This window comes from Simplicispira lacusdiani (assembly GCF_003604195.1).
GTDB lineage: Bacteria > Pseudomonadota > Gammaproteobacteria > Burkholderiales > Burkholderiaceae_C > Simplicispira > Simplicispira lacusdiani.
Genome location: NZ_QXGR01000014.1, coordinates 1 through 13,784 on the forward strand (window position 1 = coordinate 1; position 13,784 = coordinate 13,784).

Sequence of the window (13,784 nt, forward strand, 5' to 3'; positions counted from 1 at the left end):
GGACTCGCCCAGCACGCTCTTGGCGGGGGCCTTGGCGGTGGACTTGGCAGCGGTGGTGGTGGCGGTCATGGCGGGGCTTTCAGGAAACGGTGGAAGGGGGCGGGAGAGCGGAGGCGGATCAGAGCACTTCGGACACGCGGCTGGCCATCAGGATGTTGGCGTGCAGCGCATTGGTGGCCTCATTGCCCACCTTCTTGGGGGTGTTGTGGTTGGTCAGCAGGCTCCAGACCAGGTTGTCATCGACGCGGAACGAGCACAGCAGGGTGTTGCGGGACGCCAGCTTCATGACCTGGGCGGCCGAGAGCGAGGCCAGGATATCGGCGGCGTCTTCGTTGAGACCCAGGCGGAACACGGCCTCGGCCTTGTCCTGGCGGATCAGCGTCTGGGCCAGCATCAGGTAGGTGAGGTTGGCTTCGCGGATTTCGGCGAGGAGTTGTTCGTTGGTCATGGCGGCATCCTTATCCAGTCCCGGGTCGTGCGTTGCATGCCTCATGCATGTTTTCGCGATCCGTTGAAATGGATTGTGAATTCGGGCCAAACAAAACTTAAGTCGGCGCCTGCCGGTGCGTCGTGTCTGGTTGCCGGGTGCGGCGTGTAGGAATTTGCCTGACACGGCGTGCTGCGAACGCATTGGCCCCAGCGCAGTTCATGCCGCATGAAACTGGCGCGGCCCAGGCTAGCAGCCACCGCGCAAGGGCCGCCCCGCAGCGCGCGGCGCTGCGAGAGCGGGGGGAGGTGGCGCAGCCACTCAGGGGGGTGTCGATTTCTCCACCGGCCGCGTGGCATCGCTGCACCACTCGCTCCAACTGCCCGCGAACAGCGCGGTCTGGCCCAGGCCGGCCAGTTCCAGGGCGATCACATTGGGGTTGGCCGTCACGCCGCTGCCGCAGTGGTTCACCACGCCTGCGGGGTCGCGTCCGGCCAGCAGCGCCAGGAATTCGGCGCGCAGCATGTCGGGGCTCTTGAAGCGGCCATCGGGGCCGAAGTTGTCGGCGAAGGGCCGGTTGAGCGCGCCCGGAATGTGGCCGGCCACGGGGTCGAGCGGCTCCACCTCGCCCCGGTAGCGCGGCGTGGCGCGGGCGTCGATGATGGTCTGGCCCGGCTTGCCCAGGTCCTGCAGCACCTGCTGCGCGGTGGCGAGCTGGCGCAGCGGCGCGTCAACGCGGAAGCGGACCGGCGCGCGCGCCTGCCCCGGGCCCTGCGCGAGCGAGCCGCCGGCCTGCGTCCAGGCCTGCAGGCCGCCGTCGAGCACGGCCACGGCGTCGTGCCCCAGCCACTTGAGCATCCACCACAGGCGGCCGCAGTAGGCGCTGCCGTTGCGGTCGTACACCACGGCCTGCATGCCATTGGTGAAGCCCACGCTGCCCAGCCAGGCGGCGAAATTCTCGCGCGTGGGCAGGGGGTGGCGCCCGCCCGAGGCGCGCGGGCCGCTGCCGGCCGAGAGCGCGTGGTCGAGGTGGGCGTACACGGCGCCGGGGATGTGGCCGCCGAGGTAGGCCTGCTCGCCCGCGCCCGGCGCGGCCAGGTCGAAGCTGCAGTCGAACACCATCAGGGGCTTGCCGCTGGCGGCCAGCGCGTGGAGTTCAGAGGCGGAGATCAGCGTGGTGTGGGACATGGCGGTGGGCATGAGAAAACGAAAACGCCATTGTGGCCAATTTCCCGGCCCGCACTGCCGGTGCGGCGTCAGTGTTCTTCCGCCGGCGTGCCGGGCGCGGCGCGCGCGCGCAGGATGGTGGCCACGATGCCGCTGCCCACGATGAGCACCATGCCGATCCAGCCGATGGGCGGGATGTGGTCGCCGAACAGCAGCACGCTGTAGAGCGATGCGAACACGATGCCCGAATACTGCAGGTTGGCCACCACCAGCGTGCCGCGCTGGGTGCGCGCGCTGGCGTAGGCCTTGGTCATGCACAGCTGGCCGCCGGAGGCGAGGATGCCGATGGGCAGCAGCCACAGCGCCGGCCAGCCGGGCCAGGCCGAGGCGCCGGCCACGGCCATGGCGGCGCCGCCAGCCACGGCCGAGCCCACGGCGAAATAGAACACGGTGCGCGTTTCCGGCTCGCCGATGCGCGAGAGCGCCACCACCTGCATGTAGGCGAAGGCGGCCGTCATGCCCGACATCAGGCCCACGAGGCCGGCGAAGATCTGCTCCTGCGTCTGGCCGATGGTGGGGCGCAGCATCAGCACCACGCCGACGAAGCCGGCCAGCACCGTGAGCACCAGCGGCCCCTGCAGCGCGGGGCGCGGGTTAGCGGCAGAGGGGCGCCAGGCGAGCAGGGCGCCGCCGACGAAGAAGGCGGCGATCCAGACGCTGCTCATGTAGTTGAGCGTCATCGCCGTGGCCAGCGGCAGGTGGCCGATGGCGTAGAACCAGGCGCCGAGCGAGACCACGCCGATGAGGCTGCGCCAGGCGTGCATGCCGGGGTACTGCGTGCCCAGGCGCACGCCCTGCGAGCGCGCCAGCGTCCACATGAGGGCGATGCTGATGAGGCCGCGGTAGAACACCAGTTCGGCGGCGTTGAAGTAGCCCGACGCGATCTTGACGCACACGCCCATGCTTGCGAACAGGAACGCGGCCAGCACCATCCAGAGAGCTTGCATGGGTCAGTCTTGAAATGAAAATAGCTGCCAGCGCTTGTGGATCAAGCGCTGGCAGCTATTTTATTGGGAGCAAAAAAAAGCTGCTGGAGGGCGGGCTTTCAGCGCGCGGGCACGGCCTCGCCCAGGGCGCGGCGGTACCACTCATGGAAGTGCTGCATGCCGTCCTCCATGGGGCTCTGGTAGGGGCCGACCTCGTTGTCGCCGCGCGCCAGCAGGGCCTTGCGGCCGGCGTCCATGCGCTCGCCGATCTCGTCGTCCTCGATGCAGGTCTCCATGTAGGCGGCCTGCTGGGCCTCGACGAACTCGCGCTCGAAGGCGACGATCTCCTCGGGGTAGTAGAACTCCACCATGTTCAGCGTCTTGTCCACGCTGATGGGGTGCAGCGTGGAGACGGTGAGCACATGCGGGTACCACTCCACCATGATGTGCGGGTAGTAGGTGAGCCAGATCGCGCCGCGCTCGGGCAGCTTGCCCTCGCGGTACTTCAGCAGCACTTCGTGCCACTTCTTGTACACATCGGAGCCGGGCTTGCCGAAGGTGGAGGCCACGCCCACGGTCTGCACCGAGTATTCCTTCTGGAACTCCCACTTCAGGTCGTCGCAGGTGACGAAATTGCCCAGTCCGGGGTGGAACGGGCCGACGTGGTAGTCCTCCAGATAGACCTCGATGAAGGTCTTCCAGTTGTAGTTGCACTCGTGCAGCTCGATGCGGTCGAGCGCGAAGCCCTCGAACGACAGCTCGGCGCGCGGGCCCATGCCCGCGAGGTCGGCCTCGATGTCGCGGCCGTTGTCCTCGAACAGCAGGCCGTTCCACTCGCGCAGCTTGTAGTTGTTGAGGTTGAGGCAGGGGTCGTGCGCGAAGTGCGGCGCGCCCAGCAGCTCGCCGCTGGGGCTGTAGGTCCAGCGGTGCACGGGGCAGACGATGTTGCCGCCCGCGCTGCCTTTCTGGTTGTCCTGCAGCGAGCCGCGCCCCTGCACCATGATGGCCTGGCGGTGGCGGCAGACGTTGGACACCAGTTCGACCCCGCCCTGGGCGTTGCGCACCAGCGCGCGGCCTTCGCCCTCCTGGGGCAGGGCGTGGTAGTCGCCCACGTTGGGCACGCTCAGGCTGTGCCCCACGTAGCGGGGGCCGCGCTGGAACAGCACTTCCATTTCGCGCTGGAACAGCGCCGCGTCAAAGTAGCTTGAAACGGGGAGTTGGCTCGTGGCCTGCTGCAGTCGAAGACTTAAATCAGACATGGGGGACCTGACCTAAAGACTCCCCACAGGGAGAGACAGGGCGCCAGGGCGCGGGGAGAAAAAAATAAACCGGCGGGGTGCCGGTCGCAGGGAATGGGATTATAGGACGTGGGGTTATTGGCGCCGCCATTCCCGCAACCCCCATGCGTGTATTCATCCGTCTCCGCCCCGCATCCCCGCCTATGACATGGGCGTGCCTTGGATCAGCGGCCACCGTGCAAGGGCCGCCCCGCCGCACTCAGCAAAGTCCCCCTTCCCGCGAAGCGAGAGAAGGGGGAAGGCGCGCAGCGCCACAGGGGGCTGTCCCCTGATCTCAGCCTAAAATCGCGCGTTTCAGCTTCCGCAGCCGCTTGCCAATGCCCCCCAAATCCAAAACCGCCGATCCGGCCAGCTACGAAGCCGCGCTGGAAGAACTGGAGCAACTGGTCGGCCGCATCGAGTCGGGCCAGATGCCGCTCGACCAGCTGCTGGCGGGCTACCAGCGGGGCGCGGCCCTGCTCGCGTTCTGCCGCGACCGGCTCCAGGCCGTGCAGGACCAGGTCCGGGTGCTCGACGAAGGCACGCTGCAACCATGGACACAGGAATGAACGGCATGGCGCCGTGGGATCTGCAGGGCTGGAGCGGCAGCCATCTGGAACGCGTGGAACAGGCGCTGTCGCGCTGGGTGGGCGTGGACGCGCCGGCCGGCCTGGGCGACGCCATGCGCTACGCGGTGCTCGACGGCGGCAAGCGCCTGCGGCCTTTGTTGGTGCTGGCGGCGCGTGCCGCCGTGGCGCCGGCCGACGGCGCGGGCCAGGCGGCCGGATACGACGAAGCGGCCTTGCGCGCCGCGTGCGCGGTCGAGCTGATCCATGCCTATTCGCTGGTGCACGACGACATGCCGTGCATGGACAACGACGTGCTGCGCCGGGGCAAGCCCACGGTGCATGTGCAGTTCGGCCAGGCCCAGGCGCTGCTGGCCGGCGATGCGCTGCAGGCCCTGGCCTTCGAGCTGCTCACGCCCGAGGGCGCGGGTGTGCCCGAGCCGGTGCAGGCGCGCCTGTGCCGCCTGCTGGCGCACGCGGCCGGCGCGGCCGGCATGGCCGGCGGCCAGGCCATCGACCTGGCCAGCGTCGGCGTGGCGCTGGATGAAGACCGGCTGCGCCAGATGCACCGCCTCAAGACCGGCGCGCTCCTGCAAGGCAGCGTGATGATGGGCGCGGCCTGCGGCGGCGCCGATGCCGTCGCCCTGGCGGGCCTGTCGAAGTACGGCGCGGCCGTGGGGTTGGCTTTCCAGGTGGTGGACGACATCCTCGACGTGACGCAGGACTCCGCCACCCTGGGCAAGACGGCCGGCAAGGATGCCGCCCAGGACAAGCCTACCTATGTCTCGCTGCTGGGCCTGGAGCGTGCGCAGGCGCATGCCCGCGAACTGCTGGCCGAGGCCCATGCCGCGCTGGCGGCCAGCAGCCTGTCCGATACGCGCGCGCTGGCCGCGCTGGCGGACATGGTGGTGAGCCGTTCGCACTGACGCCGAGGCGCCGTTTGGTATAAATTAAGCCTCCGGCGCTTTTCCAGTAAGCGCCAGTAGCTACAAAAAACATAGCAATGCCCACGAACCCCTATCCCCTGCTCCAGAGCGTGAACGAACCGGCCGACCTGCGCCGCCTCTCGCGGGCCGAGCTCAAGGTGCTTTCCACGGAGCTGCGGGCTTTCGTGCTCGACAGCGTCTCCAAGACGGGCGGCCACCTCAGCTCCAACCTGGGCACGGTGGAGCTGACCGTGGCGCTGCACCATGTGTTCGACACACCCTACGACCGGCTGGTGTGGGACGTGGGCCACCAGACCTACCCGCACAAGATCCTCACCGGCCGGCGCGAGCGCATGCACACGCTGCGCCAGCTGGGCGGCATCTCGGGCTTCCCGCAGCGCGCCGAGAGCGAGTACGACACCTTCGGCACCGCGCATTCGAGCACCAGCATCTCGGCGGCCCTGGGCATGGCGCTGGCCGCACAGCGCAAGGGCGAGAACCGGCACGCCGTGGCCATCATCGGCGACGGCGCCATGACGGCGGGCATGGCCTTCGAGGCGCTGAACAACGCGGGCGTGCAGGACTGCAACCTGCTCGTCATCCTCAACGACAACGACATGAGCATCAGCCCGCCCGTGGGCGCGCTCAACCGCTACCTGGCCCAGCTCATGAGCGGCCAGTTCTACGCCGCCGCCAAGAACGTGGGCAAGACCGTGCTCAAGAACGCGCCGCCGCTGCTGGAGCTGGCCAAGCGCCTGGAGCAGCAGGCCAAGGGCATGGTGGTGCCGGCCACGCTGTTCGAGAAGTTCGGCTTCAACTACATCGGCCCGATCGACGGCCACGACCTCGACTCGCTGATCCCCACGCTGGAGAACATCAAGGGCCTGGAAGGCCCGCAGTTCCTGCATGTGGTCACCAAGAAGGGCCAGGGCTACAAGCTGGCCGAGGCCGACCCCGTGGCCTACCACGGCCCGGGCAAGTTCGACCCCAGCGTGGGCCTGACGCAGCCGGCCACGCCGCCGAAGCAGACCTTCACCCAGGTGTTCGGCCAGTGGCTGTGCGACATGGCTGGGCAGGACGAGCGCCTCGTGGGCATCACGCCCGCCATGCGCGAGGGTTCGGGCATGGTCGAGTTCCACCAGCGCTTCCCCGACCGCTACCACGACGTGGGCATCGCCGAGCAGCACGCCGTGACCTTCGCCGCCGGCATGGCCTGCGAGGGCGCCAAGCCCGTGGTGGCGATCTACTCCACCTTCCTGCAGCGCGCCTACGACCAGATGATCCACGACGTGGCGCTGCAGAACCTGCCCGTGGTGTTCGCGCTCGACCGCGCGGGCCTGGTGGGCGCCGACGGCGCCACGCACGCGGGCGCTTACGACATCCCGTTCATCCGCTGCATTCCGAACATGAGCCTGGCCTGCCCGGCCGACGAGCGCGAGTGCCGCCAGTTGCTCTCCACCGCCTTCGCGCAGAACCACCCCGTGGCCGTGCGCTACCCGCGCGGCGCGGGCGTGGGCGTGGCGCCGCTGCCCGGGCTCGACATGCTGCCGTTCGGCAAGGGCGAAGTCCGGCGCACGCGCCAGGGCGGCGCCGATGCCACCGGCCCGCGCATCGCCATCCTGGCCTTCGGCACGCTGCTGTACCCGGCGCTGGAGGCGGGGCAGGCGCTCGACGCCACCGTGGCCAACATGCGCTGGGCCAAGCCGCTGGACGTGGATCTGCTGCTCGAACTGGCGGCCAGCCACGATGCGCTGGTCACGGTGGAGGAAGGCGCCACCATGGGCGGCGCGGGCAGCGCCGTGATGGAGGCCTTGAACGCCGCCGGCGTCGTGCGCCCGGTGCTCGCGCTGGGCCTGCCCGATGTGTTCATCGAGCACGGCGATCCGGCCAAGCTGCTGGCGCTGCAGGGGCTCGACGCTGCGGGCATCCAGCGCTCCATCGCCAGACGCTTCGGCACCGCCACGGCCTGATCGCGGCCATCGGTGGCGGCCTTCGCGCGCCACCGGCCACCGTTTCCGAGCTTGCTTGCAGAACCCTGAAGCCCTGCCCGCAAGCCTCTGTTTTCACGGGAAAACCCGTAAAAGACAGGGGGGGCATGTTCCTACAATGAACGCGGCTCAACAAGTCCTCATCGGACCGGGCGCAGGCCCGGACGGTGGGTTGTGCAATCACTATTTCGGAGAGAACCTCATGGATCGTCGTTCAATCATCAAGAGTGCCGGCATCGCCGGCGTGCTCGCCGCTGGCGTGGCGCCAGCCGTGCACGCACAGGCCGCCATCCGCTGGCGCCTGGCTTCGAGCTTCCCCAAGTCGCTGGACACCATCTATGGCGGTGCCGACGTGTTCGCCAAGGCCGTCAAGGCCATGTCGGGCGGCAAGTTCGAGATCTCCGTGCATGCGGGCGGCGAACTGATGCCCCCCTTCGGCGTGCTGGACGGCGTGCAGCAAGGCACCGTGGAAATGGCGCACAGCGTGCCCTACTACTTCTACGGCAAGAACCCCGCCTTCGCGCTGGGCTCGGCCATTCCCTTCGGCTTCAACGCGCGCCAGATGAATGCCTGGATGCTGCACGGCAACGGCCGCAAGCTGATGAACGAGTTCTACTCGAACTACAACGCCATCAGCTTCGCGGGCGGCAATACCGGCACGCAGATGGGCGGCTGGTACCGCAAGGAAATCAAGTCCCCCGCCGACTTCAAGGGCCTGAAGATGCGCCTGGGCGGCGGCCTGGTCGGCGAAGTGATGCAGAAGCTGGGCGCCGTGCCCCAGAGCATCCCCGGCGGCGAAATCTACCAATCCCTCGAAAAGGGCACGCTGGATGCCGCCGAGTGGGTGGGTCCGTATGACGACCAAAAGCTCGGCTTCAACAAGGTCGCGCCCTTCTACTACTACCCCGGCTGGTGGGAAGGCGGTCCCGAAGTGGACTTCTTCATCAACAACAAGGCCTTCGATGCCCTGTCGTCCGAGAACAAGGCCATCATCGAGGCCGCCACGCACCTGGCCCACACCGACATGCTGGCCAAGTACGATGCGCTGAACCCGCACGCGCTCAAGCAGCTCGTGGCCGCCAAGACCAAGGTGCTGCCGTTCTCGCAGGCCGTGATGGACGCTTCGTTCAACGCCGCCATGGAAGTCTTCGCCGAGAACGACGCCAAGAGCCCCGAGTGGAAGAAGATCTACGCCGACATGCGCAACTTCCAGCGCGACCAGATCCTCTGGTTCCGCTTCGCCGAGGCCCGCTACGACAGCTTCATGGCCACCAAGAAGCTCTGATGCCGCCTGCCGTGGCGCCCAGCAGGGTGCCATGGCGGCCTTCGGCACACACGAAAACCCGCCAGGCGGCAAGCCTGGCGGGTTTTTTCTTGGCGGGTGCGTAGTGCAGGGCTCGTCCCTTGCGCGCAAGCAGCATCGTGGGCAAGGGCAAGGGCAAGGGCAAGGGCAAGGGCAAGGGCAAGGGCAAGGGCAAGGGTGCCGTGTTCCTGTTTGCCACATGGGGACGCATGCCGCTTGCCCGCCACGCCGTGGTGCCCTGGGCGTGCGGCGGCCCCGGGGCCTGCACGCACCGGCAAGGAGCGTGGGCGGGCCCAGGTCCCCGTTGGGGCGGGCGCGCCTTGGCGGCATGCGATCAGCAAGGGGGGGGCGCCGCGCGGCGCCGCAGGGTGCCGTGGCATGCACCGTGGGCGGAGGTGCCCATGCCTTCTTGGGGCCAGAGGCGCCACCATGAAAAAAGCCCCCGCAGGCAATCGCCTGCGGGGGCCTTGGGCTTTCCGGCCGGGATGGCCGGTGCTTACTTCTTGTCGCCGGAGGACATGGAGTCCTGCAGTGCCTTGAGCGGGTCGTCGGCGGCCGCCGGCGCGGCGGCGGGTGCCGCATCGGCGCCTTCCATGCCAGCCGTGGGGTCGGCTGCCTCGGTCGAGCCGCTGGCGCCGTCCATGCCGGTCGCGGGGTCGAGCGAGGCGGGGGCAGCATCGGGCATCGCGGCCTCCATCTCCATGCGCACCTTGTCCAGGTCATATACCTCGGTCTTGTCCAGGCCGCTGGAGACGATCCCCGGGAAGGCGATGATCAAGCCCACCATGATGAGCTGGATCACCACGAACGGCACGGCGCCCCAGTAGATCTGCATGGTCGTGACCGGTGGGATCAGCTTCTTGGTGACCTTGTCCGTGTATTCCTTCGCCGGTGCCACGCTGCGCAGGTAGAACAGCGCGAAGCCGAACGGCGGGTGCATGAACGAGGTCTGCATGTTCACGCCGAGCAGCACGCCGAACCAGATCAGGTCGATCCCGAGCTTCTGCGCCACGGGCGCGAGCAGCGGCACCACGATGAAGGACAGCTCGAAGAAGTCCAGGAAGAACGCCAGGAAGAAGATCATGACGTTCACCACGATCAGGAAACCGAGCTGGCCGCCGGGCAGGCCGGTCAGCAGGTGCTCGACCCAGATCGGGCCGTCCACGCCCTGGAAGGTCAGGCCGAACATGGTCGCGCCCACCAGGATGAAGACCACGAAGCACGAGAGCTTGGTGGTGGTGTTCACCGCCTGCCGGAGCAGGTCCATGCTCAGGCGGCCGCGCGCCATGGCCATGATGAAGGCACCCAGCGCGCCCATGGCGCCGCCCTCGGTGGGGGTGGCCACGCCCAGGAAGATGGTGCCCAGCACCAGGAAGATCAGCAGCAGCGGGGGGATCAGCACGAAGGTCACGCGCTCGGCCATGCGCGAGAGCAGGCCCATGCGGGTGATCTTGTTGATGCTGGCGATGATGAAGGCCAGGGCCACGCCGAAGCACATGGCGACGACGATGGTTTCGTCCAGCGCCACCTTGTCCACGGCTTCGCCGCTCCACCAGGTGTGCAGCGCGGGCATGTTCTTGCCCACGTAGACCGCGGCGGCCGTGCACAGGGACGTCAGCACCAGCAGCGAGGGCAGGCCGGTCTTGCCGTTGTCTTCTTTCAGCGTGCGCGCCTCGGGCGGCAGGGCCGGGGCCCAGTGGGGCTTGAAGATGGCGATCAGGATGACGTAGGCGGCATAGAAGCCGCACAGCATCAGGCCGGGCACGAAGGCGCCCTTGTACATGTCGCCCACGGAGCGGCCCAGCTGGTCGGCCAGAATGATCAGCACCAGCGAGGGCGGGATGATCTGTGCGAGCGTTCCCGACGCGGCGATCACGCCGGCCGCCAGGCGCCGGTCGTAGCCGTAGCGCATCATGATGGGCAGCGAGATCAGGCCCATCGAGATCACCGAGGCGGCCACCACGCCGGTCGTGGCGGCCAGCAGGGTGCCAACGAAGATCACGGCCAGCGCCAGGCCGCCGCGCACGGGGCCGAACAGCTGGCCAATGGTTTCCAGCAGGTCCTCGGCCATGCCCGAGCGTTCAAGTATCAGCCCCATGAGGGTGAAGAACGGGATGGCCAGCAGTGTGTCGTTCTGCATGATGCCGAAGATGCGCAAGGGCAGGGCTTGCAGCAGGGCCTCGGGCAGGACGCCCAGCTCGACGCCGACGAAGGCGAAGAACAGGCCGCAGGCTCCCAGGCTGAAGGCCACGGGGAAGCCCAGCAGCAGGAAGACGATGAGCCCCGCGAACATGATCGGGGCCAGGTTATGGGCGATGAATTCCATGGTGTGTCTCTCCGCTCAGGGGGCCTTGTCGGTGTCGTTGCCCTTGGCGGCTTCGGCCAGGCGGCGGATGGATTCGGCCAGCTCTTCCTCGGCCGTCTTTTCATGCTTCTTGGCCGTGGGGTCCTCGATGAGCCCTTGCAGGAAAGCCAGGCGCTTGATGAGCTCAGACCAGCCCTGCAGCAGCAGCAGGCCGAAGCCCAGCGGCATCATCAGGTACACGGGCCAGCGGATCAGGCCGCCGGCGTTGTTCGACATCTCGCCGGACGCCAGCGCACGCGTGAAGAAGGGGATGCCGTACCACAGCACTGCCAGGCACACGGGCGTGAGGAAGCAGGCGAAGCCGAAGATGTCGATCCAGATCTGCGCGCGCTTGGACAGGCGGCTGGTGACCACGTCGATCTTCACATGCTCGCCGTTGAGCAGCGTGTAGCCGGCGGCGATCAGGAAAGAGGCGGCGAACAGGTACCACTGCACTTCCAGGAAGGCGTTCGAACTGGTGTTGAACACCTTGCGGACCACGGCATTGATGCCGCTGATGAGGGTGGATGCCAGGATGAGCCAGATGACATATTTGCCTATCTGGCCGCTGAGCCAGTCGATGGCCCGGGATAGTTTGAGTAAAGCCTGCATGGTGTCTCCAAAGAGCTGTGTGTACAACATGCTGGCGCGCCCACGGAGGATGGAAGAGCCAGTCAAGAATTTGCAACGGCGCGATTCTACGGAGCACTGTAATTTGAGTCTGACGGCTGTGTGACGGTGTTATCCCGGTATGCCTACTGACTCATATGCTATTGAATATATAGCAATTAGGGTTTCTTCCTATGCCCTGGAAGCTGCTTTCGGGGGCGATTCGCGGGCGGATGGCGCGCGGGCCGGGGTGCCGTGGACCGCGATGGCGTCATTCCAGCCCGGCCTGGAGCCAGCCGGTGCCGTGCCGTGGATCGGCGACGCCGATGGCCTGCGGGCTCCAGTCCAGTGCCGAGGCCAGCAGGGGGCGGACCAGGCCGGGGTGGTTGTTGCGCTCGCTCAGGTGCGCGGCGACGACCTGCCGCAGCCCAGGGTGGCGCAGCGCGCGCAGGATGTCGGCCGAGGCCTCGTTGGCCAGGTGGCCGTGCGGCCCGCCGATGCGCCGCTTGAGGAAGGGCGGGTAGCGCGAACCGGCCAGCATGGCCGGGTCGTGGTTGGCTTCGAGCAGCAGCGCGTGGCAGCCCGCCAGCTGCTCCAGCACATGGGCGGTGGCGTGGCCCAGATCGGTCAGCACGCCCAGGTGCGCCGCACCGTCGCTGCAGCGCAATTGCAGCGGTTCGCGGGCGTCGTGCGGCACGGTGAAGGGGAGGGCCTCGAAGCAGCCCAGGTCGATGGCGGCGCCGTCGCTGGCCCACCGGAGCAGGCCCTCGAAGTCCGGGCTGCCGATCGCGGCGTGGGTGCCCCGGCTCATCCAGACGGGAATGCGCTGGCGCAGGGCCAGGGCGTGGGCGCAGCCCACATGGTCGGAATGCTCGTGGGTGACGAAGACCGCGTCGATCTCGTCGAGCGCCAGCCCGGCGGCGGCGAGCCGGTCCTGGAGCTGGCGGATGCCGAAGCCGCAGTCGATGAGCAGGCGGCGCACCTGCGCGCCGCTGCGCCCCTCGACGACGGTGGCATTGCCCGAACTGCCGCTGCCCAGGCTCCGGAAGCGCAGCATGGCGCGCCTGGGACGGGGCTTACTTCAGGTCGTCGGCCAGCACGCGCACGATGTTCTCGGCGTTGGCCGAGGTCTCGGGCGCGCCGGCGGCGTTGAGCACCGACACCGTGGTGGCCTCGCCCTGGCTGCGCACGACGATGCGGTACTTGAGCGGCGGCACGGCCTTCTCGGAACCGCCGAAGAGCTTGCCCAGGAAGCCGGGCTCCTTCTTGTCAGCCTTGGGCGCCACGTAGCGCACGAAATAGAGGCCCTGGCTGCGGTCGCGGTCTTCCACGGTGAAGCCGGTGCGGTCCAGCGCCAGGCCGACGCGGCGCCAGGCGCGGTCGAAGCCTTCGTCGATCTGGACCACGGGGATGCTGTTCACGTTGCCCACGCGCGCCACGGGCGCGCGCACCGCGGCCGAGGAGGCCGCCACGGCCTTGGCCTGCTCCTGGCTCACGCCGAGCTTGACCATCATGCGGCGCAGGAATTCGGTTTCCAGCTCGGGGTCGGCCGGGCGGGGCTGCCACACGGTGGATTCCTTGGTGGCGCTGTTGAAGACTTCCTGCATGCCACGGTGGCTGACGTAGATCTCGGTGCCGCCCTCGGCATTGCGCTCCATGCGGGTGCGGAACTTGTCGCGCTCGCCCGTGGAGTAGAGCGAGTCGAGCACCTTGCCCAGCGTGTTGCGGATGAAGTCCTGCGGGATCTTGGCGCGGTTCTCGGCCCAGTCGGTCTCCATGATGCCGATGTTGGCCTGGTCGAGCGCCAGCGTGAAACCGTTCTCCAGCCAGAACTCGCGCACCGGGTCCCAGAGCTTGTCCGCCGGGCGGTTCACCACCAGCCAGCGCAGGTTGCCGTTGCGTTCGATGCGCACGTCACCCATGCTCGACACGGCGGCCTGCGGGCTCGATGCCTGGACCGGCTGGCCGGCCTGCATGGCGTTGGCCGAAACCACGCCGCCGGGCACGGCGTAGCGCGTCTCGCGCGAGAGCTGCTTGAGATCGGGCGGCACTTCCAGCGACGAGCCCTTGGAGGCGCTCTTGTAGTCGATCTTCTCGCCCTCCAGGACCGAGCAGGCGGACAGGGCGATGGTCAGGCCGAGCAGGCCCAGTCGTGCGGTATGGTTCACGCGGCAATCCTTTGGAATCTCGG

At 68.1% G+C, this 13,784-nt stretch carries 12 protein-coding genes; 4 read left to right on the forward strand and 8 right to left on the reverse strand.

Annotated features, from left to right (window positions below):
* Positions 1-118: 118 nt before the first annotated feature.
* The 4 genes from flhD to D8S75_RS16015 form a co-directional block, all read right to left on the reverse strand.
* On the reverse strand, positions 119-448 hold the full coding sequence (flhD, locus tag D8S75_RS16000; RefSeq protein WP_119967359.1) for a flagellar transcriptional regulator FlhD: 330 nt from the start codon (positions 446-448) through the stop codon (positions 119-121).
* Between the two features lie 300 nt (positions 449-748).
* Positions 749-1,615 carry a sulfurtransferase gene (locus D8S75_RS16005; RefSeq protein ID WP_119967451.1) on the reverse strand — a complete coding sequence of 289 codons (867 nt, stop codon included), beginning with the start codon at positions 1,613-1,615 and terminating at the stop codon, positions 749-751.
* 68 nt (positions 1,616-1,683) lie between these two features.
* The gene (locus D8S75_RS16010; protein WP_119967360.1) at positions 1,684-2,601 is read right to left on the reverse strand and encodes a DMT family transporter; all 918 of its coding nucleotides are present in this window, start codon (positions 2,599-2,601) and stop codon (positions 1,684-1,686) included.
* 98 nt (positions 2,602-2,699) lie between these two features.
* Positions 2,700-3,839 (reverse strand): aromatic ring-hydroxylating oxygenase subunit alpha, encoded by a 1,140-nt coding sequence (locus tag D8S75_RS16015; RefSeq protein ID WP_119967361.1) that lies wholly within the window; start codon positions 3,837-3,839, stop codon positions 2,700-2,702.
* 356 nt (positions 3,840-4,195) lie between these two features.
* On the opposite strand from D8S75_RS16015, the gene xseB reads away from it, so the two are divergent.
* From xseB to D8S75_RS16035, 4 genes are all read left to right on the forward strand, one after another.
* Entirely contained in the window at positions 4,196-4,426 is a 231-nt protein-coding gene (gene xseB / locus D8S75_RS16020; RefSeq protein WP_119967362.1) for an exodeoxyribonuclease VII small subunit, read from the forward strand.
* Complete coding sequence (locus tag D8S75_RS16025) at positions 4,411-5,349, forward strand: polyprenyl synthetase family protein (protein WP_119967363.1); 939 nt, start codon at positions 4,411-4,413, stop codon at positions 5,347-5,349. The genes xseB and D8S75_RS16025 overlap by 16 nt, the downstream gene beginning before the upstream one ends.
* A 77-nt stretch (positions 5,350-5,426) precedes the next feature.
* Positions 5,427-7,319, forward strand: coding sequence for a 1-deoxy-D-xylulose-5-phosphate synthase (gene dxs / locus D8S75_RS16030; protein WP_119967364.1), 1,893 nt, complete (start codon positions 5,427-5,429; stop codon positions 7,317-7,319).
* Between the two features lie 220 nt (positions 7,320-7,539).
* Positions 7,540-8,622, forward strand: a complete 1,083-nt coding sequence (locus D8S75_RS16035; protein ID WP_119967365.1) for a TRAP transporter substrate-binding protein — start codon at positions 7,540-7,542, stop codon at positions 8,620-8,622.
* A gap of 514 nt (positions 8,623-9,136) precedes the next feature.
* Here the strand turns inward: D8S75_RS16035 and D8S75_RS16045 are convergent.
* The 4 genes from D8S75_RS16045 to bamC all read right to left on the reverse strand — a co-directional run bounded on the left by D8S75_RS16045 (position 9,137) and on the right by bamC (position 13,761).
* Positions 9,137-10,966: a TRAP transporter large permease gene (locus D8S75_RS16045; protein ID WP_119967367.1), complete on the reverse strand. Its 1,830-nt coding sequence runs from the start codon at positions 10,964-10,966 to the stop codon at positions 9,137-9,139.
* Positions 10,967-10,981: 15 nt separating this feature from the next.
* A complete protein-coding gene (locus D8S75_RS16050) occupies positions 10,982-11,596 on the reverse strand; it encodes a TRAP transporter small permease subunit (RefSeq protein WP_119967368.1) in 615 nt (204 codons plus the stop codon).
* A gap of 268 nt (positions 11,597-11,864) precedes the next feature.
* Positions 11,865-12,650, reverse strand: coding sequence for an MBL fold metallo-hydrolase (locus tag D8S75_RS16055; RefSeq protein ID WP_119967369.1), 786 nt, complete (start codon positions 12,648-12,650; stop codon positions 11,865-11,867).
* Between the two features lie 19 nt (positions 12,651-12,669).
* Complete coding sequence (bamC, locus tag D8S75_RS16060) at positions 12,670-13,761, reverse strand: NlpB/DapX family lipoprotein (protein WP_119967370.1); 1,092 nt, start codon at positions 13,759-13,761, stop codon at positions 12,670-12,672.
* Positions 13,762-13,784: the final 23 nt, after the last annotated feature.